The organism is Flavobacterium sp. (assembly GCF_032153895.1).
Taxonomy (GTDB): domain Bacteria; phylum Bacteroidota; class Bacteroidia; order Flavobacteriales; family Flavobacteriaceae; genus Flavobacterium.
The window spans coordinates 126065-149459 of the sequence record NZ_JALDYN010000003.1; the positions used below are offsets into that span (position 1 = coordinate 126065).

Consider the following 23395-nt stretch of genomic DNA (forward strand, 5'->3'; position numbering starts at 1 on the left):
TCGATTATGTCAAAATTTGGAGAACTTATCAATGCGCAGGTCCCGGTGTTAATTGATTTTTATACCGACTGGAACGAATCTTCCGTTTCCATGCATCCTGTAATCCGCGATGTGGCTGCGGCGCTTGGCGATAAGGCTAAAGTGATAAAAATTGACGTGGATAAAAACCAGGAATTGGCCGAAGCATTGCGTATTAAAGGGTTGCCTACGCTGATGATTTACAAAGCTGGTCAGATGGTTTGGAGACAATCCGGAGAATTAGATGCCAATACTTTAATTACTTTGGTTCAGGAAAATTCTTAGTCGATTTTCGCAAACTGAAATCCTTTATTTTTTAATTCTTGAATGACCTTTGGTAAAACATACTTTAGGTTGGTACTTGCTTTTGTGCTGTCGTGAAACACAATGATGCTGCCGGATGTTGTATTTTGCAGGACATTGTTCAAGCATTCTTCTGGTGAAATTTTTATGTCAAAATCACCGCTAATCACATCCCACATGATTATTTGATAACCCATTTTGCGCAATTTCGAAGCTTGCGAGGGTTTTATTTTGCCGTAAGGAGGTCGAAATAATCGGCTTTGCTTTGGTGTGATCGTGTGCTTCTGAATATGTTCTTCACAAAGCAGAGTGTTTTCCAAATATGTTTTTGTAGAAGTTTTCCAACCGTGCAGGTGATTGAACGTGTGATTGCCGATAGAATGCCCTTCACTTAGCAGCTTAGAAAATAAGTCAGGATGTTTGCGGATGTTGTCTCCAATGCAGAAGAACGTTGCTTTAATATCGTTTTCTTTCAAAAGCGCCAAAACCCATTCTGTGATTTCGGGAGTTGGGCCGTCATCAAAGGTTAAAAAAACTTTGTTTTCAGTGTTCGGAATATCCCAAACCTGACTCGAAAAGATTTTCTTGATTAAAGGCGATGTTTTTATCCAGAACCGATTCATACTATAAAAATAAGGCTTTCAGAGTTAATAATCCTGAAAGCCTTAGTGATTTATCTGTTAAAAGTTTTATTCCATGTCGCGCCCAAAACGTTCAAACAATTTGTTATAACTGTTGAATTTGGCTTTGTTTTGGTTGTAGAATTCCACATCACCACGGTCTTTCATGATTTCCAATAAACTTCTGTAGCGATCGATATCTAGTATAATGTCAATATATACTTCGTTTTGTTCGCTTGGTTTTAAACCAGAGTAATATGTTAGATTGTCTTGGTATTTCTTCATCAACTGGTTTAAAATGTCGCGGGCTTTGGCTTTTTCACCTACTTCATAGTAACCACCAGCAAAAGGTTCTACAAAACTGTAATACCCAAAATAATCGATTGGCATTTCTTTCATTGCCATCTCAATAATTTTTTTAGCCTTGTCTTTTTTACCTTCGTTGATTAATTTTTCCATTAAACGCGCCAAATTTGTACGGTACGTGATGCTGTTTTTACGGGTTTCCGGATCGTGGTAGATTTCGGTACTTCCACTGTTGCCCCAACTCCATTTAGATACGATGTTGTACATTTTTTCTGTATCAATATGGCCCATATCCAGTGGACTTGCCTGTTCTCCAAGTGGTGTTTTAATCGGAACTAATTTATAAACCAAACCATCCAATTGCAGATAATCTTTCATCCAGATGAAATCGTCGTCCGCAAAAGCACCTCCGGTGAAATAAATTGGGCGCTTCCAGTTGTTGCTCGCTACAATATCTAACATCATCAATCGGTTGATGTAAATTGGCGAACCTTTTAAATCAATGTCTATGTTTTCCACAATAGAATCATTCAGATTCGGAGAAACTACCTTGTTTTTGATAATCGTGTTTTTATCAATCGGAATACGGATTTTATCAGTTGGATAGAAGTGAACCTTGTGTCCATTTCGCATTTCGATTTTAGTACGGTCGTCATCTGAAGCGATGAATTGCATCAAATCTTCCAATAACATCCCGTTTTCTGTCAAAGGTTTATGAATCACGAAATCCAGCTTTCCACCAACATATTGATTGTGCGTAAAACGAAGCGGAATAGGTTCTGATTTGTGTGCTTTCATCTTCATTTGATCGATGTACCAATCTGTTGCGAATAAACTTGTACAGACAATACGAACATCGGTTCTGTGACCTTCAATTTCCTGTGCATACCAAAGCGGGAACGTGTCGTTATCACCAATAGTAAATAAAATCGCATTCGGTTCACACGAATCCAGATACGCTTTTGCCATAGCAATTGCAGTGTACTTATCGGAACGATCGTGATCATCCCAGTTTTCTTTAGCCATTAAAACCGGAGCGGCTAGCATCGAAACGGCTAAAACTGCAGGAATAGCAACTTTTGGTTGTAAATATTTCTGAATAGCATCGTAAAGCGCGTAAACTCCAACGGCAATCCAGATGGCAAATACGTAGAAGGATCCTACAACCGCATAATCTCGTTCACGCGGCTCAAACGGACGTTCGTTCAAGAATACTTTTAAAGCAAAGCTGTTGAATAAGAACAATACTAATAGAATGTAGAAGCTTTTCTTGTCTTTCGAGGCGTGGAACACAATTCCTAAAACCCCTAAGATGAATGGAAGGAAGTAATAGGTGTTTCGAGCTTTGTTGCCAGCAACATCAGGAGGTAAATTCTTTTGAGAACCTAAATGAGCGTCATCAATAAAGCCGATGCCACTTAACCAGTTTCCGTTTTGCGTGTCGTATTTTCCTTGAACATCATTTTGACGACCCACGAAATTCCACAATAAATAACGCCAGTACATATAGCCAAACTGATACTCAAACATGAATTTCATGTTGTCGGTAAATGACGGTTTTTCAACAATCAAATAATCGCCGTAACCTTTTAAAAATTTATCGTAGCCTTCTAAATCGATTTTTCCGGCAGCAAAAGCAGCTCTAAATTCAGAAACGATTTCGGTCATCTGACTCATTTCGTTTTCCATTACTTCACCGTTTTCGTCCACAAAAGTATTCGGATCAATTTTGAAATCTAATGGCTTGGTGAAGGTCATGTAGTTGACGCGAGCATCTTCGGTGTCACCATACCACATTCTTGGTAAAACACCTTTATGGTTGTCATCACTGTTGCTTTTTGCGTTTTTATAATTGTTTACAATAACGTAAGTCCCGGTTTTGTAATCACGCTCGTAGTTGGGTTTGTCGTCCAAATACGGATTTGTAGCATCTAAAGCCGCATAAGTTTCCGAAAAGAACGGTCCGTAAAAAGTTTTTTGCTCTCCGTACTGCTCACGATTATAATACGCTAATACTTCGGCTGCATCGGAAGGCTTGTTCTCGTTGATTACCACGTTGGCATTGGAACGAATCGGTAGCATTAACCAAGTTGAAAATCCAATCAATACAAAAAGTACGCAAAGCAATAAGGTGTTTAAAAACGGTTTGTCTTTCTTGCGGGTTTGGTTTAATCCGAAGTAGAAGAAAGCAGCAATCAATAAGAATGCAAAAATGGTTCCTGAATTGAATGGAAGCCCTAAACTGTTTACCATGAAAATTTCGGTTTTTCCGAAGAAAGCCAGCATATATGGTAAAAGGAATTTGAAGAAGAAAAACAACACCGCTACCACAACAACGTTAGCAATGATGAAGTTTTTTATCGTTATTTTTTCGTAATTTTTGAAATAATACAACAATCCGATAGATGGAATTGTCAACAATGCCATAAAGTGAACTCCGAAGGAAAGTCCAATCATTAAGGAAATTAATAACAACCAACGATTGCCTTTCGGTTTGTGCATGTCTTCTTCCCAGCGTAAAGCCATCCAAAAAATCATCGCAATGAACAATGTGGCCATCGCGTATACCTCGGCTTCGGTTGCGTTGAACCAAAAGCTGTCTGAAAATGTAAAGGCTAGCGCGCCTACAAAAGAAGCACCTAAAATTACAATGGCTTTATTGTTGTCAAGTTCTGTGAAGCTTGAAATGATTTTTCTCAGTAAAATAGTGCTCGACCAAAAGATGAAAAGAATAGTAAAAGCACTTGAGAAAACCGACATCATATTAACCATCAAAGCAACCTTATCCGGACTAATGGCAAACATGGCAAAGAAAGCACCAATCATCTGAAATAGAGGTGCTCCCGGCGGGTGACCGACCTCTAAATTTGCGGATGTTGCTATGTATTCCCCACAATCCCAAAAACTTAATGTTGGTTCAACGGTTAAGGAAAAAGTAAGTAAAGCAATGGCAAATGCAAACCACCCTAAGTAGGTGTCCCATTTTTTAAAGTCGAAAGTTATCATATAACGGTTTTCGGTTAGTCTTATTTATAGTACAAAGAAACTCTTTTTTTGTATATAGAAACGCACAAAGCTTTTTTTTAATATTTTTTTATCTAAAAATTTGGAATGAAAAAAATATGTATTACATTTGCACCCGCAATCAGCAATGAGAGCAGGTTTAATGGTCTATGGTGTAATGGTAACACTACTGATTTTGGTTCAGTCATTCTAGGTTCGAGTCCTAGTAGACCAACAAAAAAGCCCCGAAATTTTCGGGGCTTTTTTTATTTTAATGCTGTATTAGATTTTAAAGGTGACTACCGGTCTAACAGCGTGGTTTACCAAATCTTCGCTAATGCTTCCATTGAAGAAGTGGGCTAAGCCACGACGTCCGTGTGTGCTCATTCCGATTAAATCAGCGTTGATGCTGTTAGCAAAATTCAGAATTCCTTTTTCAACATTTACATCGTTGTAAATATGGGTTGAATAATTATTGATTTGGAATTTTCCAATGAAATCCGCCATGATTTTTTCAGAAACCGAAGTTGATTTGAAATTGTTTGGCGTATTGATGGATACCAAATGTAAGTGTGCTCCAAACTTGTTTGAAAATTCAACAGCTTTAGTGAAAGTGTCTTTTACTTCATCTGAAAAATCAGAAGCAAATACAAATTTATTTACATCGAATTCACCCATTTCTTTTTTGATCACTAAAACTGGAACGTTAGATGTTCTAACTACTTTTTCAGTGTTGGAACCAATAATCATTTCCTTAAAACCATTCGACCCGTGAGAGCCCATAACGATTAAATCAATGTCGTTTTTTTGTGAAATGTCCATAATTCCTTCGAAAGTCCCTTCAATTTTGATGATTTCAGAAACTTCAATGCCGTTTAGGTAAGGGGCATCGCAAAGATCGTCCAGTTTTTCTTCGGCTCTCTTTTTGAAATACATAATTTCTGGGATATCGTGTCCGTGAGAGAAAGCATCTTTTCCTTCATGAGGAAGTTCAAGCATGTGCAAAATGAAAATTTCTCCGTCATTTTTTTTGGCAATCTGAGCAGCCACTTTTAGAGCGTATTCGGCGTGTTTTGAAAAATCGGTAGGTACTAAAATTCTTTTCATAAGTATGTTGGTGTGAGAAAATTGTGTTAAATATCTTTTCATAAAGGTATAATTTTTTTTACAATAAACAATGATTTTCAATATTTAAAAAAAGTTGTATATTTGCAGCGTTATTTATTACGGAACTAAATAATGAGGGAAGCAGAGCTTCCCTCTTTTTATACAGATTATGACGTTTAAAGAAAAAGTTAGCGAGGTTCTTGAAAATGCTTTGGCAGAGCGACCTTCTCTTTTTTTAATCGATTTTACGATTACTGAGGCTTCTAAAATTATTGTAACTTTAGATGGCGATAACGGGGTAAACCTTCAGGATTGTATCGATGTGAGCAGGGCTATTGAAAATAACCTTGACCGGGAAGAGCAGGATTTTTCATTGGAAGTGGCTTCGGCAGGAGCGACCAGTCCGTTGAAAATGCCGAGACAGTTTAAAAAGAACATCGGGAGAAAGCTAAAAGTAACTACAGCAGAGGATAAAATCGAAGCTGAAATTACCGAAGCCAATGACGAATTTATTGTTTTGGAATGGTCCGCCAGAGAACCAAAGCAAATCGGAAAAGGAAAAGAAACTGTTCAAAAACGAGCAGAAATTAAATACGAAGCTATTAAAGAAGCAGTTGTTATAATAACATTTTAAATCTAAGAGTTAACATGGAGAATATTGCATTAATCGAGTCTTTCTCAGAATTTAAAGACGACAAACTAATCGATAGAGTTACCTTAATGGCAATTTTAGAAGATGTGTTCAGAAATGCATTGAAGAAGAAGTACGGATCAGACGACAATTTCGATATCATTATCAATCCTGACAAAGGCGATATGGAAATCTGGAGAAACCGTGTGGTAGTGGCTGATGGAGAAGTAGAGGATTCTAACTCTGAAATTTCCTTGTCTGAAGCTCGTAAAATCGAGCCGGATTTTGAAGTAGGTGAAGAAGTGTCGGAAGAAGTGAAGTTGATTCAGTTAGGAAGAAGAGCGATTTTGGCTTTACGTCAGAACCTGATTTCGAAAATCCACGAACATGATAATACGAACTTGTACAAGCAGTTCAAAGATTTAATAGGTGAAATTTACACGGCGGAAGTACACCACGTACGTCCAAAAGCTGTAATTTTGGTAGACGACGAAGGAAACGAAATCGTATTACCGAAAGAAAAACAAATTCCGTCTGACTTTTTCCGTAAAGGAGACAACGTTCGCGGAATCATCGAAAGCGTGGAATTGAAAGGAAACAAACCACAAATCGTAATGTCCAGAACCGCAGAATCGTTCTTAGAGAAATTGTTCGAGCAGGAAATTCCGGAAGTATTCGACGGCTTAATCATGATTAAGAAAGTAGTTCGTATTCCGGGTGAAAAAGCGAAAGTTGCTGTAGATTCATACGATGACAGAATTGATCCGGTTGGAGCTTGTGTGGGAATGAAAGGTTCTCGTATCCACGGAATTGTTCGCGAATTAGGAAATGAAAATATTGATGTAATCAACTATACTACGAACTCTCAATTGTTCATTACCAGAGCGTTGAGTCCTGCAAAAGTTTCTTCGGTTAAAATCGATGAAGACAAAAAAGCAGCGGAAGTATTTTTGAAATTAGAAGAAGTATCCAAAGCGATTGGTCGCGGCGGACACAATATTAAATTGGCAGGTTTATTGACCGGATACGAATTGGATGTTATCCGCGAAGGAAACTTAGCTGAAGAAGAGGATGATGTAGAATTAACAGAGTTCTCGGATGAAATCGACGGATGGGTAATCGACGAGTTTGCAAAAATCGGTTTGGATACAGCAAGAAGCGTACTGAAACAAGATGTTGCCGATTTAGTTCGTAGAACCGATTTGGAAGAAGAGACCATTTTAGATGTAATGCGAATTTTAAAAGAAGAATTCGAAGACTAAGCAATTAGTTAGACACAACAACACACACGCATTAAGGTAAAAACAAAAAGATTATATGTCTGAAGAAAGAGTAATACGAATTAACAAGGTTTTAAGGGAATTAAACATTTCTCTGGATCGCGCTGTGGACTATTTAAAGGATAAAGGTCATACGATCGAGTCCAGTCCGAATGCAAAGATTTCCAACGAGGAATATACCGTCTTGTGCAATCAGTTCTCTGCCGATAAAGGAAAAAAAGAAGCTTCTTTGGAAGTAGGTGAGGAAAAGAAAAAGGAGAAAGAAGCGCTTCGTATCGAACGTGAAAAAGAGATCGAAGAAAAACGCAAAGAGGAAGAGAGAAAACAACTGCAACAACAGCAGCAGGAAGTAGTTCGTGCAAAAGCATCGTTGTCTGGTCCTAAAGCGGTTGGCAAGATTGATTTAGATCCTAAAAAACCAGAAGAAGTTGTAGAAAAACCTGTTTCTTCAGCGCCAAAAGAGGAAGTTGTTCAGGAAGCGACACCGGTTAAAGAAGAAGCACCAAAAGCGGAAACGGTAAAAGAAGAAGCGCCAGTTGCAAAACCGGTTAAGGAAGAGCGTAAAAAAGAAGAACCATCAGCAACTACAGAAGAAGCAGCTGATGAGAAAATCGAAACACAGTACCAGAAACTTTCCGGAGCTACTTTTACAGGGCAAACTATTGACTTGTCGCAGTTCAACAAGCCTAAGAAAAAGAAAGAAGACTTCAAAAAAGACGGAAACAAACCAAATCAAGGTGCAGCTGGTCAGAATGCGAATCAGCAAAACCAAGAGAAGAAAAAACGTAACCGTATACCTGGAAAACCGGGAACTCCTGGTCAACCAGGACAAGGTGGTGGAAACCAAGGTGGAAACAACCAAAATAGAGGTGGTGGTAAATTCGGGGGTAACAAACCAGGCTTCCAAAAAGGAAATCGTCCTGCGATTGTAGCCAAAGTAGAGCCAACCGAAGAAGAAGTTAAAAACCAAATTAAAGAGACGCTGGAAAGATTACAAGGAAAAGGTAATAAATCGAAAGCGGCTAAATATAGAAGAGACAAGCGTGATTCACACCGTCAGCGTTCAGAAGATGAAATGCAGGCGATGGAAGAAGGAAGCAAAGTACTTAAAGTTACCGAATTCGTAACGGTAGGTGAAATTGCTTCGATGATGGACGTGCCAATCACTAAAGTAATCGGAACCTGTATGTCGTTAGGCATCATGGTAACGATGAACCAGCGTTTGGATGCTGAAACCTTGTCAATCGTTGCAGATGAATTCGGTTATGAAGTTGAATTTACAACAGCCGATATTGAAGAAACAATTGAAGTAGTAGAAGATCGTCCGGAAGATTTAAAACACCGCGCACCGATTGTAACCGTAATGGGTCACGTAGACCACGGTAAAACATCCTTGTTGGATTACATCCGTAAAGCGAATGTTATCGCGGGTGAGTCTGGAGGAATTACCCAGCACATTGGAGCGTACGGAGTGGAATTGGAGAACGGTCAGGAAATTACGTTCTTAGATACACCGGGTCACGAGGCGTTTACCGCGATGCGTGCGCGTGGTGCTCAGGTTACCGATATCGCGATTATCGTAGTAGCAGCAGACGACGACATCATGCCGCAAACCAAAGAGGCGATTTCTCACGCTCAAGCAGCAGGGGTGCCGATGATTTTTGCGATTAATAAGGTGGATAAGCCAAGTGCGAACCCTGAAAAAATTAAGGAGCAATTAGCCGGAATGAATTTATTGGTAGAAGATTGGGGTGGAAAATACCAGTCTCACGATATCTCTGCTAAATTCGGACAAGGAGTTCCGGAATTGTTAGAAAAAGTATTGTTGGAAGCGGAAATCTTAGATTTAAAAGCGAATCCAAATAAACCAGCAGTAGGAACCGTAGTAGAAGCACAATTGGACAAAGGACGTGGTTATGTAACTACTATTTTGGTACAAGCAGGAACGCTACGTGTTGGAGACTACGTGTTGGCCGGTAAAAACCATGGAAAAGTAAAAGCGATGTTTGATGAGCGTGGTAATTCGATTAAAGAAGCCGGTCCATCAACGCCAATTTCAATCTTAGGTTTGGACGGAGCGCCAACTGCCGGAGATAAATTCAACGTATTTGAAGACGAAAGAGAGGCCAAACAAATTGCAGCTAAACGTATGCAGTTGTTACGCGAGCAGTCAGTTCGTACGCAGAAACATATCACACTTGCCGAAATCGGTCGTCGTATCGCTTTAGGTCAGTTTAAAGAGTTGAACATTATCCTTAAAGGAGACGTAGACGGTTCAGTAGAGGCGTTATCGGATTCCTTCTCGAAATTGTCAACCGAAGAAATTCAAATCCGTATCATCCACAAAGGCGTTGGAGCGATTACAGAATCTGACGTATTGTTAGCTTCGGCTTCAGACGCAATTATCATCGGATTTAACGTTCGTCCAGCTGGAAATGCGAAACAGTTGGCTGAGAAAGAAGAAATCGATATCCGTCATTATTCAATTATCTACGATGCTATCGACGATTTGAAAGATGCGATGGAAGGAATGTTGTCACCGGAATTGAAAGAAGAAATCACCGGTACCGCAGAAGTTCGCGAATTGTTCAAAATCTCTAAAGTGGGAACAATTGCCGGATGTATGGTTACGGATGGTAAAATCTTCCGTAGTTCGAGAATTCGTTTAATCCGTGAAGGTGTTGTAATTTACACTGGAGAATTGGCTACCTTGAAACGTTTCAAAGACGACGTAAAAGAAGTTTCCAAAGGATACGATTGCGGTATGCAGATTAAAAACTACAACGATTTGAAAGAATACGATTTAATAGAAGCCTTCCAAGAAGTTGAAGTGAAAAAGAAACTAAAATAATTTAGTTTTATATACAATGAAAAGTCCGATTTTGTCGGACTTTTTTTATTTTTATAACTTTAAAAATACAATATGAAATCAGCTGTAACTCTTTGTTTGTTTTTATTAAGCGTCCTTACTTCAGAAGCGCAAAATTATCGCGATGAAATCATTACCAAGGAATTTATTCCCGCAATGCGAAGTACTCGAACGATGACGCCTGAAAATTATCAAAGAATTAAAGGACTGTTGGAGAAATTAGACCACGATTACGGTTATGAAGCTGACTGGCACTATAAGTTGCTGAATTGGAGTTTTTATCATTCCGATATAGCGCATTTTAAAAGCCATCTTGAAATTTTGACAGAGCAATATGGCTTGGATGCTTCACATTTTTCGGGTCATGAATACTTTTATGAGGCTATTTTTGAAGGAGAACTGAAAGCTTGGTTCAAACCGATGTATTTGACAAAATCTGCAATTTGGCATGATAAGAATTTTTCAAAACTTTCTGACATTAGAAAATTAAAGGAATTAATTGCTAGAGAAGAAGCGGTTTCAAATCACCTGATTAAAGTTTCATCAGATGATAGTTTTACTTCAGAAGCATCTGTTGCGTTAATGAAAATAAGAGGGGAGGTTTATTTTTCCCTTTTAACGGAGTTGTATAAGATTTGTAGAAAGTATGATGTTTTTCCAACAGGGAAGAATTTTGGGTTGTTGCATGGAGATTTTAATCGCTTAATTATTAATAATTTTTCCACAACAGACAATCTGGAGCGCACCTGGTTGCTTCTGGAGCCATTTTTCAAAAAAGCCTATCTTCAAAATCAGTTGGATTATTCGTTTTATCGAAGTTATGACATCTATAATTACATGCATTTTGACTACCAGCGTTTTGGTTTGATTGAACGTAAAGATGTTCCTATTGTTCCTTCAGAGGATGAAGATTTGACCCAAAAAATACCCGTAAAAAATGCTTTCGAAACTGAAAAAGTAAGAAAGGAAATGGGTTGGCCATAAAAAAAATCCCTAAAAGGGATTTTGATTATTTGTTCGGGCGTAACAAGAGTGCGTTTGGATATTTTTTGAGGATTTCCTTGTAATTTCTTTCTGCTTCAATACGGGTTTTGAACGTACCTACCCAAACTTTGTAAGAAGGGTTGGAATAGATGATGGTGCCGTCTAAATATCTGAATTCTCTTCGGAATGTGCTCAAGGTTTTTTTGGCTTCTTCGTTAGTTCCGTAAAAAATCTGAACCTTATAACGATCGTTAACCGTTATGGAAGAGTTGATCTTTCTTTTTTCATTGAGTAGGGTTTCAAATTTTGGATCCTGAATAATGTTAAATTTTCCAGGCTGTGAAAATGATTTGAAGCTTAAAAAAGCGGTTAAACACAGAATGCCAATTCGATGGGGTGTTCTTAAAATTCTCATAATGAACTAACTTTATAGCAAATGTACGATTAATGTTATGATAGCAAAACTAGTAATTTATTTAGAATTGATATAAATTACCTTTTAAGATAAATTTAAGGTTTTAATAATAGCTCATAAGTCGTATTTTTGTCCGAGTTTATAAATAAGGTGTGTTCTTTAGAGAGCTAAAACCATACCAAATTTAGTCGATAATCATTTTTAATTATGAAAAACGTGGGTAACCATAACTCGATTTCTAAAAAATTATTGTTCAGTTTAGCGCTGATTTTGTCGCTTTCGCTGAACTCATTTGCGCAAGATCCAGCTGCGGCGGCTCCTGCGGCAGGTGCTGGAGATCCGGTAGCGGGTAAAGCAATTTTTAATGCAAACTGTGCGGCTTGTCACAAATTAGATGCAAAAATGACGGGGCCGGCGCTTCGTGGTGTTGCTGAAAAGTATGACAAAGAATGGTTGTACAAATGGATTAAAAACAGTGGTGAATTAGTAAAATCTGGCGACGCTCAGGCGGTTAAGGTTTATGAGGAGTACAGCAAAGTAGCGATGACTGCTTTCCCTCAATTATCGAATGCAGATATTGATAACATTTTAGCGTATACTTCTCAGCCAAAAGAGGAAGTTAAAACTCCTGCTCCAGATGTTGCTGGTGGAGGTGCTTCACAACAAGGTGGAATTTCTAACAATTTGATTTTAGGAATTTTAGCAGTTGTTTTAGCAATGTTGGTAGCAATGTTGTTCTTCGTTAAAAATGTATTGAACAAAATTGCTGCGGCTAACGGTGTTGAGATTCCGGTAAAAGAAAAATCATTACCAATTTGGAAAGCTTTTGCTAAAAACCAGTTCTTAGTATTGGTTTCGGTAATTGTGTGTTTCTTGGTGAGTATGTATTTTATCTACGGATACTTAATGCAGATTGGTGTAGATCAGAACTACGAACCAATTCAGCCAATCCACTTCTCGCACAAAATCCACGCAGGAGATAATAAAATCGACTGTAAATATTGTCACTCTTCGGCACGTGTAAGTAAAACGTCAGGGATTCCTTCTTTGAACGTATGTATGAACTGTCACAAAAACGTTAATGAGTTTACAGGTGATAAAGATTCGACTTACGTTGATTATTCAAAAGAATTCTACACAGCTGAAATCCAAAAACTATACGATGCAGTAGGTTGGGATAAAACAGCGCAGAAATACACAGGTAAAGTAAAACCAGTGAAATGGGTTCGTGTACACAACCTTCCTGATTTCGTTTACTTTAACCACTCTCAGCACGTTTCTGTAGCAGGAGTTGAGTGTCAGAAATGTCACGGTCCTGTTGAAACTATGGAAATCATGAGACAACATTCTCCTTTAACGATGGGATGGTGTGTGAACTGTCACAGAGAAACCAATGTTAAAGTGGAAGGAAATGACTATTACAAGAAAATTCACGAAGAGCTTTCTAAAAAGTACGGTGTTGATCAGTTAACAGCGGCTCAAATGGGAGGTTTAGAGTGTGGTAAGTGTCACTATTAATAATTAATAAGAAGCTAATATCTATATACAATGGCATCAAACAAAAAATACTGGAAAAGTGTTGAAGAGCTGAACGAAAACAGTTCTATTGTTGAGACGCTAAGAAACAATGAATTTGTTGAAGAAATTCCTACGGATGAATTCCTGGGTGACGGAGCTACTTTAGCTGCTTCTTCGACAAGTCGTCGTGACTTTTTGAAATACGTTGGATTTTCAACAGCGGCTGCTACTTTGGCGGCGTGTGAAGGTCCTGTTGTAAAGTCTATTCCTTATGTAGTTCAACCTGAAGAAATTATTCCTGGAGTTGCAGATTATTACGCAACGACAATGAATGATGGTTTTGATTTTGCAAACATCTTAATCAAAACACGCGAAGGTCGTCCTATTAAAGTTGAAAATAACAATTTGGCGGGTGCTAAATTTGGAGCAAACGGACGTGTGCATGCATCGGTTTTATCGTTGTATGACAGCATGCGTTTAAAGCAACCAAAAATCAAGGGGAAAGATGCTTCTTGGTCTGAGGTAAATGCGGCGGTTGCTAAAAGTTTAACTGAAGCTAAAACAAAAGGTGGACAAGTAGTGCTTTTAACCGGTACTATGGCGAGTCCGTCAACAGATAAATTAATTGCTGAGTTCATCGCAAAAAATCCTAATGCAAAGCATGTGGTATATGATGCAGTATCTTCTTCTACAGCTTTGGATGCCTTCCAAATGGCTTACGGAGAAAGAGCTTTAGCAGATTACGATTTTGAGAAAGCGGATGTTATTGTTTCGATTGGTGCAGATTTCCTAGGAGACTGGCAAGGTGGAAACTACGATTCAGGCTATGCAAAAGGACGTGTGCCAAAGAATGGTAAAATGTCCAAGCACATTCAAATTGAAGCGAATATGTCTTTGGCAGGAGCAAATGCTGACAAACGTATTCCTTTAACCGTTACGCAACAAAAACAAGCGCTTGTTAAAATTTATAACGCAATTACAGGTTCTTCAGTAGGAACGGCTAATTTAGGTGATAAAGAAGCGGCTGTAGCTAAAACAGCACAGCAGTTAAAAGCGGCAGGTGCTAAAGGAGTTTTAGTTTCTGGTTTGGATGATGTGAATGCGCAATTGTTGGTGTTGGCCATCAATAAGGCATTAAGTTCTGAAGCTTTCAATCCGGCTGCTGCTCGTTTAATCCGTAAAGGAGATAACAAAGCGGTAATGCAATTGGTAGCAGATATGAAAGCCGGTGCAGTTCACACTTTAATCATGAATGGCGTTAATCCATTATATACATTGCCAAATGCTGCAGATTTTCAGGCAGGTTTAGCAAAAGTGTCAACTTCAGTTGCTTTTACTTTACGTGAAGATGAAACTGCAATTAAATCTAAAATTTCAGCTCCGGTTCCTCATTATTTAGAGTCTTGGGGCGATGTGATGATTGCAAAAGGACAATACGCGGTTACTCAGCCGACAATCCGTCCATTATTTGATACAAAACAATTCCAGGAAGCCTTATTAGCTTGGACTGGAAATACAACTTCTTATTACGATTATTTAAAAGCTGTTGGTACTTCAATTGCCGGTGGTACTTCTTGGAACAAATTGGTTCACGATGGGGTTTACGCTTTCGAAGCTGGTGTTGCAGGTGCAGGTGCTGCTGATTTTGCAGGTGCTGCTGCTACGTTAGCACAAGCTAAAAATGCTGGAGGCTTAGAGTTAGTCCTTTATACTAAAACAGGTATGGGTGACGGACAACAGGCTAACAACCCATGGTTACAAGAGTTTCCGGATCCAATTACAAGAGCCTCTTGGGACAACTATGTAACGGTATCTAAGAAAGATGCTGAAGCATTAGAATTGGAAAACTACAACGTTGCTAATGGAGGTTTGAACGGAAGCTACGCTACTTTAGAAGTGGGTGGTGTGAAGTTAGAAAACGTTCCGGTTATCATTCAGCCAGGTCAGGCAGTTGGAACTATCGGTTTGGCTTTAGGATATGGTCGTAAAGAAGCGATGAAAGCTGAAATGCAAGTTGGAGTTAACGCTTATAAAGTGTACGCTAACTTAAACGCAAACCAATCGGCTAAATTGACTAAAGGAAGCGGAGATCACGAATTCGCTTGCGTACAGTTACAAAAAACATTAATGGGTAGAGGCGATATCGTTAAAGAAACTACCCTTGAAATATTCAATACTAAAGATGCTGAAATCTGGAATCCGGTTCCAATGGTATCTTTAGACCACCAGGCAACTCCGGCTACAGAAGTTGACCTTTGGAATTCTTTCGACCGTTCGGTTGGACATCACTTTAATTTATCGATTGATTTGAACTCTTGTACAGGTTGTGGAGCATGTGTTATTGCATGTCACGCAGAAAACAACGTTCCGGTAGTTGGTAAATCTGAGGTAAGAAGAAGTCGTGATATGCACTGGTTGCGTATTGACCGTTACTATTCTTCGGAAGATACTTTCAAAGGCGATGTAGATTTGAAAGGAGAAATGTCAGGTTTAATGAACTCTATCGATACGTTCACAGGTATGGAAGATCCGTCTGAGAATCCTCAGGTAGCCTTCCAGCCGGTAATGTGTCAACACTGTAACCACGCACCTTGTGAAACGGTTTGTCCGGTTGCGGCAACCTCTCACGGGCGTCAGGGTCAGAATCACATGGCGTACAACCGTTGTGTGGGAACGCGTTACTGTGCAAACAACTGTCCGTATAAAGTACGTCGTTTCAACTGGTTCTTGTACAACAAAAACAGTGAATTCGATTACCACATGAATGACGATTTAGGTCGTATGGTATTGAACCCGGATGTAAACGTTCGTTCTCGTGGGGTTATGGAGAAATGTTCAATGTGTATCCAGATGACACAGGCTACTATTCTTAAAGCTAAGAAAGAAGGTAGAGTTGTGGCAAAGGATGAATTCCAGGTAGCATGTTCTGCAGCTTGTACTAGCGGTGCTATGGTATTTGGAGATGTAAATGATAAAGAAAGTCAAGTGGCTAAATTAGCAGAAGATGACAGAATGTATCATTTGTTAGAGCACATCGGAACCAAACCAAATGTTTTCTATCACGTAAAAGTGAGAAACACTCAAGAATAATAAAGTATTAATTAAGAAACAATATAAAGGATTATGTCGTCTCATTACGAAGCACCCATTAGAAAACCTTTAGTTCTTGGTGATAAATCTTATCACGATGTAACAGTAGATGTAGCTCGTCCTGTTGAAGGAAAAGCAAACAAACTATGGTGGACTGTATTCTCCATTGCATTAGCTGCGTTCCTTTGGGGAGCAGGATGTATGGTGTACACCATTTCTACCGGTATCGGAACATGGGGATTAAATAAAACAGTAGGTTGGGCTTGGGATATCACCAATTTCGTTTGGTGGGTAGGTATCGGTCACGCCGGAACTCTAATCTCAGCCGTATTATTATTATTCCGTCAAAAATGGAGAATGGCGATTAACCGTTCTGCAGAGGCAATGACAATTTTCTCGGTAGTTCAGGCAGGTTTATTCCCGATTATTCACATGGGGCGTCCATGGTTAGGCTACTGGGTATTGCCAATTCCAAACCAATTCGGTTCGTTATGGGTAAACTTTAACTCGCCGTTATTGTGGGACGTATTCGCGATTTCAACGTATCTTTCCGTATCATTAGTTTTCTGGTGGACTGGATTATTACCTGACTTTGCCATGATTCGTGATAGAGCGGTAACCCCTTTCAACAAAAGAATTTATTCAATTTTATCTTTCGGATGGTCGGGTAGAGCTAAAGACTGGCAGCGTTTCGAAGAGGTTTCTTTGGTATTGGCTGGTTTAGCAACACCATTGGTACTTTCAGTACACACGATTGTATCCTTTGACTTCGCAACTTCGGTAATTCCGGGGTGGCACACGACAATCCTTCCTCCGTACTTCGTTGCGGGAGCGATCTTCTCAGGATTCGCGATGGTAAACACCTTACTTATCATCATGAGAAAGGTTTGTAACTTAGAAGATTATATCACAATCCAGCATATCGAATTGATGAACATCGTAATCATGATTACCGGTTCTATCGTAGGATGTGCTTATATTACTGAGTTGTTTGTAGCTTGGTATTCTGGAGTAGAGTATGAGCAGTATGCATTCTTAAATCGTGCTACAGGTCCTTACTGGTGGTCGTACTGGTTGATGATGACGTGTAACGTATTCTCTCCGCAGTTCATGTGGTTCAAGAAATTGAGAACCAGTATCATGTTCTCGTTTATTATTTCCTTGGTAGTAAACATCGGTATGTGGTTTGAGCGTTTCGTAATTATCGTAACGTCATTACACCGTGATTACTTACCATCTTCTTGGACGATGTTCCAGCCAACGTTTGTTGATGCGGGTATTTATATCGGTACTATTGGTTTCTTCTTCGTATTATTCTTATTATATTCAAGAAGTTTCCCTGTAATTGCTCAGGCAGAGGTTAAAACAATTTTGAAAACTTCGGGTGACAACTACAAAAGAGAAAGAGAAAAAGAAGGACATCATTCACACAATCATTAATAGATCATGAGTACGAATAAAGTTATACACGCGCTATATACCGATGATGACGTTTTAATGGATGCTGTTAAAGCAACCCGTTCTGCTCATCATCATATTGAAGAAGTTTATACGCCATTCCCGGTTCACGGTTTGGACAAAGCTATGGGCTTGGCACCAACAAGAATTGCAATCTGTGCGTTCATTTACGGATGTTACGGTTTGTGTTTCGCAAGTTGGATGTTGTGGAACATCATGATCAATCCGGATGGTGGATGGCCTCAGGATATCGGAGGTAAACCAAGTTTTGCTTTCTATCAGAATATGCCGGCTTTCGTTCCGGTTATGTTTGAGATGACGGTATTCCACGCGGCTCACTTAATGGTTATCACGTTTTACCTAAGAAGTAAATTGTGGCCGTTTAAAAAAGCTGAAAACCCTGATGTAAGAACTACAGATGATCATTTCTTAATGGAAGTAGCTGTAAGTGGAAACGAAGACGACATGGTTTCGTTCTTTAAAAACACAGGTGCGGTAGAAGTAAAAGTAATTGATAAGCATTAATAGAAAATATGAAAGCTTTATATAAAATAGTAGCTGTAGTTGGACTTTCGGTTGTTGCTACTTCATGTTTCGACAAATCGAAGCCAAATTATCAGTTCTTCCCGAACATGTATGAGTCAGTGGCTTATGAAACGTATTCACAATCTTCTGCCTTTAAAGGTGGAAAAGAAGGTTTGAAGCCGGCGAAAGGAACAATCAAAAGAGGTTTCCAACCTTATGAATTGCCGAACACGCCTGCAGGATATGAGATGTCAAAATCTTTACAATCACCATTAGATTCTTTGTCTGTAAATCCTGAAAAAGGTGCAGAATTGTTCAATATTTATTGTGCTATTTGTCACGGTGAAAAAGGAGACGGAAAAGGAAATTTAGTAAAACGTGAAAAATTCTTGGGAGTTCCAAGTTATGCTGATCGTGCTATTACTGAAGGAAGTGTATTCCACGTGGAAACTTACGGATTAAACTCTATGGGTTCTCATGCGAATCAGTTAACGCAAGAAGAGCGTTGGTTAGTGGCCAAGCACGTGATGACACTAAAAGGAGAATTAACTAAGTAAAACTCATTTGAACGTTTAGAATATGTACACATTTTCAAACAAATTAAAAACCTTTGCTTTTGTTCTTATGGCTTTAGGGCTTATAGGATGGGGATATGGTTTTTTTGATGCACCAAAAACTACGGCTGACGTAGAAAAGATATTAGCGGAGAGTGCTCATGGAGGACATCATGGAGCGGAAGCTGCACACGATGCACATGCTACTGCTGCAGATTCGCACGCTTCAACTGAGGCACATCATGAGGTGGCACCTGCAGAACATGTAGCTGCCCCTGCAACCGATTCACTGGCAACAACGGCGCATGATTCAGTTGCTGCTGCTGTAGCTCCGGCTGCAGAAGCACATCATGACGATGCTCACGCAGCAAAAGCAGATCATGCAGAAGCTGACGCACATGCTGAGCACCAAAAACACTTAGAACACGTATTGCACCAATTACAAAACAAGCCTTGGGCTGCTTTGTATGTGGCTTGTATCTTCTTCTTGTTGATTTCAGTTGGAGTTTTAGCATTTTATGCAATCCAATGGGCAGCGCAAGCAGGATGGTCGCCAGTATTATTCCGTGTAATGGAAGGTATTACAGCTTATTTATTACCAGGTTCTATCATTTTCTTTGTATTGTTGGTATTGTCAGGGATGCATTTCAACCATTTATTTACTTGGATGGGTGAAGGGGTAACAGATCCTGCAAGTCCTAATTACGATGCTATCATTGCTGGTAAAAAAGGGTTCTTGAATGTACCGTTCTTCTTAATCCGTGCCGCTATTTTCTTAGCAGGTTGGAATTACTACCGCTATGTTTCTAGAAAGAATTCATTAGCGCAAGACAACGCTTCGGATGATTCTTTTTACAAGAAGAACTTTAAAGCGGCAGCAGGTTTCTTAGCGTTCTTTATCGTTTCTGAATCGATTGCTTCTTGGGATTGGGTAATGTCAGTGGATCCACACTGGTACAGTACCTTATTCGGATGGTATGTATTTGCTTCATTCTTCGTAAGCGGTATTACAACAATTGCATTTGTTACTTTATACTTAAAATCTAGAGGTTATTTAGAATATGTGAATACAAGTCACATCCACGATTTAGCGAAATTCATGTTTGGTATTTCGGTATTCTGGACGTACTTATGGTTCTCTCAATTCATGTTGATGTGGTATTCGAACATCCCGGAAGAGGTAACTTATTTCGTAACCCGTATTGATAACTACAGATTGCCGTTCTTTGGAATGGTAGTGATGAACTTTGTATTGCCAATCTTAATCTTAATCAACACTGATTTCAAACGTTTGACTTGGATTGTAGTAATGGCTGGAATCATCATCTTAACAGGACACTATATTGATTTCTTTAATATGATTATGCCTGCAACTGTAGGAGATCAGTGGTTCATTGGAGCTTCCGAAATCGGAGCATTAATGTTCTTCCTTGGATTGTTTATTTTTGTTATATTCTCGGCACTTACCAAAGCTCCGTTGTTGGCAAAACGTAATCCGTTGATTGAAGAAAGTAAACATTTTCATTATTAATATTTAAAGTAATAAACCAATGACAAGTTTATTGATACTTTTAGTAGTAGTTTTATTGGGGGTTGCCGTTTGGCAATTGACAAAAATATTTGATTTGACGCAAATCGGCGCTAAGACATCATGTGATGATTCTGGTATTGCAAACGATAGAGACAATAATCTTAACGGTTACTTGATGTTTGCTTTCTTGGTATTCATCTATTTAACTACCATTTATTGTTGTGTTAAATTTGGTGACTTACCGTTAATGGATAATTCTGCTTCAGAACACGGACCGGATGTAGACCGTTTGATGTGGATTTCGATGATTCTGATCTTTTTTGTTCAGACAATCACTCAAGCTTTATTGCACTACTTTGCTTTCAAATACAGAGGAAAACAAGGAAACAAAGCTTTATATTTTGCTGATAATGATAAATTGGAGTTCATCTGGACAATCATCCCGGTAATTGTTTTAGCAGGTTTAATCCTTTACGGATTGTACGCTTGGACGAACATTATGTTTGTGGATGAGAAAGAAGGTGACCCAATCTATGTGGAATTGTATGCAAAACAATTCAGCTGGGAAGCTCGTTATGCTGGTGAAGATAACGTGTTAGGTAAAGCCAACGTTCGTTACATCGAGGGTGTGAATACTGTAGGTGTAGATATGGCAGATCCTAATGCTCAGGATGATAAAGTTGTTCAGGAGTTGCACATTCCGGTAGGTAGAAAAGTGATTTTCAAAATGCGTTCTCAGGATGTGTTGCACTCAGCATATATGCCACACTTCCGTGCACAGATGAACTGTGTTCCGGGTATGGTTACGCAATTTGCCTTCACACCAACATTGACGACTGATCAAATGCGTTCGACACCGGAAATGGTTGAGAAAGTTGCACGTATCAACAAAATCAGAGCTAAGAAAAGCGCTGCATTGGTAGCCGAAGGAAAATCAGCTTTAGAGCCATACAATTTCGATTATTTATTATTATGTAACAAGATTTGTGGGGCATCACACTTCAACATGCAGATGAAAATTGTAGTTGAAAGCGAAGCTGACTATAAAAAATGGTTGAGCGAAAAAGGTACTTTAAGCAAAGCCGTTAAAGAAGCAGCAGCCTCAGAAGAGCCAGCTGTTGAAACACCTGCAGCTCCTGCAGCAGATTCAACGAAAGCAATTGCTCAGCTTGTAAAATAAATTATTTAATACTATTCAAATTAAAAGAATATGTCAGCAGTAGGACACGATTTAACTCACGATCACGGACACGATCACGAACATCACCATAAAGATACTTTTATCACAAAGTATATCTTTAGTATCGATCACAAAATGATCGCAAAACAATACCTTATCACTGGTTTAATCATGGGGATTATCGGGGTAATGATGTCTTTGTTGTTCCGTATGCAAATTGCATGGCCGGAAGAATCATTCGGACTATTTAAGTTTTTATTGGGTGAAAAATTTGCTCCGGGAGGTGTAATGCGAAATGATATTTACCTGGCTTTGGTTACCATTCACGGAACCATCATGGTATTCTTCGTATTGACCGCCGGATTAAGCGGAACGTTCAGTAACTTATTAATTCCATTGCAGATTGGAGCACGTGACATGGCATCCGGTTTTATGAACATGATTTCATACTGGTTGTTCTTCGTATCTTCGGTTATTATGTTGGTTTCCTTATTTGTGGAACAAGGACCGGCTTCAGCAGGTTGGACAATTTATCCGCCATTATCGGCTTTACCGCAAGCGATTCCTGGTTCAGGAACAGGTATGACGTTATGGTTGGTTTCTATGGCTATCTTCATCGCTTCTTCGTTGATGGGATCGTTGAACTACGTAGTAACAGTGATCAACTTGCGTACTAAAGGAATGTCGATGACAAGATTGCCACTTACTGTATGGGCTTTCTTTGTAACGGCTATCATCGGTATCGTATCGTTCCCGGTATTATTCTCTGCAGCATTGTTATTGATTTTCGACAGAAGTTTCGGTACATCATTCTTCTTGTCTGATATTTATATTTCAGGAGAGGTTTTACATTACCAAGGAGGTTCTCCCGTATTGTTCGAGCACTTGTTCTGGTTCTTAGGACACCCTGAAGTTTACATTGTATTATTACCGGCATTAGGTATCACTTCTGAAATTATTGCAACCAATTCCCGTAAACCTATCTTCGGTTACCGTGCGATGATTGCTTCAATTTTAGCGATTGCTTTCTTATCAACTATCGTTTGGGGTCACCACATGTTCATCTCAGGTATGAACCCATTCTTAGGATCGGTATTTACGTTTACAACATTATTGATTGCGATTCCATCTGCGGTAAAAGCGTTCAACTATATTACAACCTTATGGAAAGGTAATCTGCAGATGAATCCGGGTATGTTATTCTCTATCGGATTGGTTTCGACTTTCATCACTGGAGGTTTAACAGGTATCATCTTAGGAGATTCAACTTTAGATATCAACGTTCACGATACATATTTCGTAGTGGCTCACTTCCATTTGGTAATGGGTATCTCTGCACTTTACGGATTCTTTGCGGGTGTTTACCACTGGTTCCCTAAAATGTTCGGACGTATGATGAACAAAAACTTAGGTTACATTCACTTCTGGGTAACGGCAGTATGTGCTTACGGAGTATTCTTCCCAATGCACTTTATCGGTATGGCAGGTCTTCCAAGACGTTATTATACTAACACGAACTTCCCGTTATTCGATGATTTAGCAGATGTGAATGTATTGATTACTGTGTTTGCTTTGGTAGGAGCAGCGTTCCAATTAGTATTCTTCTGGAACTTCTTCTACAGCATTTTCTACGGTAAGAAAGCTACACAAAACCCTTGGAAATCGAACACATTAGAGTGGACTACACCAGTTGAGCACATGCACGGAAACTGGCCAGGTGAAATTCCTCACGTATACCGTTGGGCTTATGATTACAGTAAACCAGGTCATGAAGATGATTTTGTACCGCAAACGGTTCCTTATAAAGAGGGTGAGGAGCAATTGCATCACTAAGAGATTACTTAATTAATATATTCAAGGAAAGACAATGAAGTTAATCTACATTGTCTTTCTTGTTTAAATGGTTTTAGATATGATTAAAAAATCACTTTTTTTATTTTGTTTGATAACTAGTTTTGTTGGATTTTCCCAATGTAATTACAGTTTATGATGTTTATGGGATA

17 protein-coding genes and 1 tRNA gene are annotated in these 23395 nt (G+C 39.1%); 14 read left to right on the top strand and 4 right to left on the bottom strand.

Translation table 11 applies throughout. The annotated features are described in order from the left end of the window. Positions 1-6 precede the first annotated feature (6 nt). On the top strand, positions 7-303 hold the full coding sequence (locus tag RUH60_RS02605; RefSeq protein WP_313804966.1) for a thioredoxin family protein: 297 nt from the start codon (positions 7-9) through the stop codon (positions 301-303). On the opposite strand, the gene RUH60_RS02610 is transcribed toward RUH60_RS02605, so the two are convergent. Further along, a complete protein-coding gene (locus RUH60_RS02610) occupies positions 300-944 on the bottom strand; it encodes a polysaccharide deacetylase family protein (protein WP_313804969.1) in 645 nt (214 codons plus the stop codon). The genes RUH60_RS02605 and RUH60_RS02610 overlap by 4 nt on opposite strands. Positions 945-1010: 66 nt before the next feature. Beyond that, positions 1011-4253: a DUF2723 domain-containing protein gene (locus RUH60_RS02615; protein ID WP_313804972.1), complete on the bottom strand. Its 3243-nt coding sequence runs from the start codon at positions 4251-4253 to the stop codon at positions 1011-1013. A gap of 161 nt (positions 4254-4414) precedes the next feature. On the opposite strand from RUH60_RS02615, the gene RUH60_RS02620 reads away from it, so the two are divergent. Next, a tRNA-Gln gene (locus RUH60_RS02620) sits at positions 4415-4485 on the top strand. A 47-nt stretch (positions 4486-4532) separates the two neighbouring features. Here the strand turns inward: RUH60_RS02620 and RUH60_RS02625 are convergent. After that, positions 4533-5357, bottom strand: coding sequence for a universal stress protein (locus RUH60_RS02625; protein WP_313804975.1), 825 nt, complete (start codon positions 5355-5357; stop codon positions 4533-4535). Positions 5358-5526: 169 nt separating this feature from the next. Between RUH60_RS02625 and rimP the strand changes: the two genes are divergently transcribed. The 4 genes from rimP (at position 5527) to RUH60_RS02645 (ending at position 11121) form a co-directional block, all read left to right on the top strand. Next, positions 5527-5991 (top strand): ribosome assembly cofactor RimP, encoded by a 465-nt coding sequence (rimP, locus tag RUH60_RS02630; protein ID WP_313804978.1) that lies wholly within the window; start codon positions 5527-5529, stop codon positions 5989-5991. A 14-nt stretch (positions 5992-6005) separates the two neighbouring features. Then, entirely contained in the window at positions 6006-7250 is a 1245-nt protein-coding gene (nusA, locus tag RUH60_RS02635) for a transcription termination factor NusA (protein WP_313804981.1), read from the top strand. Positions 7251-7305: 55 nt separating this feature from the next. Next, the gene (gene infB / locus RUH60_RS02640; RefSeq protein WP_313804984.1) at positions 7306-10119 is read left to right on the top strand and encodes a translation initiation factor IF-2; all 2814 of its coding nucleotides are present in this window, start codon (positions 7306-7308) and stop codon (positions 10117-10119) included. A gap of 72 nt (positions 10120-10191) precedes the next feature. Beyond that, entirely contained in the window at positions 10192-11121 is a 930-nt protein-coding gene (locus RUH60_RS02645; RefSeq protein ID WP_313804987.1) for a hypothetical protein, read from the top strand. Positions 11122-11146: 25 nt separating this feature from the next. Here RUH60_RS02645 and RUH60_RS02650 read toward each other — a convergent pair whose 3' ends face one another. Further along, positions 11147-11536, bottom strand: a complete 390-nt coding sequence (locus RUH60_RS02650) for an SPOR domain-containing protein (protein WP_313804990.1) — start codon at positions 11534-11536, stop codon at positions 11147-11149. Positions 11537-11743: 207 nt separating this feature from the next. Here RUH60_RS02650 and RUH60_RS02655 point away from each other — a divergent pair, with 207 nt between their 5' ends. The 8 genes from RUH60_RS02655 to RUH60_RS02690 are packed head-to-tail and all read left to right on the top strand — an operon-like array spanning position 11744 to position 23225. Continuing rightward, positions 11744-13054, top strand: a complete 1311-nt coding sequence (locus tag RUH60_RS02655) for a c-type cytochrome (protein ID WP_313804993.1) — start codon at positions 11744-11746, stop codon at positions 13052-13054. A 30-nt stretch (positions 13055-13084) separates the two neighbouring features. Then, entirely contained in the window at positions 13085-16144 is a 3060-nt protein-coding gene (locus RUH60_RS02660; protein WP_313804997.1) for a TAT-variant-translocated molybdopterin oxidoreductase, read from the top strand. Positions 16145-16177: 33 nt separating this feature from the next. Further along, complete coding sequence (nrfD, locus tag RUH60_RS02665; protein ID WP_313805000.1) at positions 16178-17584, top strand: NrfD/PsrC family molybdoenzyme membrane anchor subunit; 1407 nt, start codon at positions 16178-16180, stop codon at positions 17582-17584. A 6-nt stretch (positions 17585-17590) separates the two neighbouring features. Beyond that, complete coding sequence (locus RUH60_RS02670) at positions 17591-18127, top strand: DUF3341 domain-containing protein (RefSeq protein ID WP_313805003.1); 537 nt, start codon at positions 17591-17593, stop codon at positions 18125-18127. Between the two features lie 8 nt (positions 18128-18135). Next, positions 18136-18684, top strand: a complete 549-nt coding sequence (locus RUH60_RS02675; RefSeq protein WP_313805006.1) for a c-type cytochrome — start codon at positions 18136-18138, stop codon at positions 18682-18684. Between the two features lie 22 nt (positions 18685-18706). Beyond that, positions 18707-20212, top strand: coding sequence for a quinol:cytochrome C oxidoreductase (locus RUH60_RS02680; protein WP_313805008.1), 1506 nt, complete (start codon positions 18707-18709; stop codon positions 20210-20212). Between the two features lie 19 nt (positions 20213-20231). Next, positions 20232-21392: a cytochrome c oxidase subunit II gene (locus RUH60_RS02685; RefSeq protein WP_313805011.1), complete on the top strand. Its 1161-nt coding sequence runs from the start codon at positions 20232-20234 to the stop codon at positions 21390-21392. Positions 21393-21422: 30 nt separating this feature from the next. Further along, positions 21423-23225, top strand: a complete 1803-nt coding sequence (locus RUH60_RS02690) for a cbb3-type cytochrome c oxidase subunit I (protein WP_313805014.1) — start codon at positions 21423-21425, stop codon at positions 23223-23225. Positions 23226-23395 lie beyond the last annotated feature (170 nt).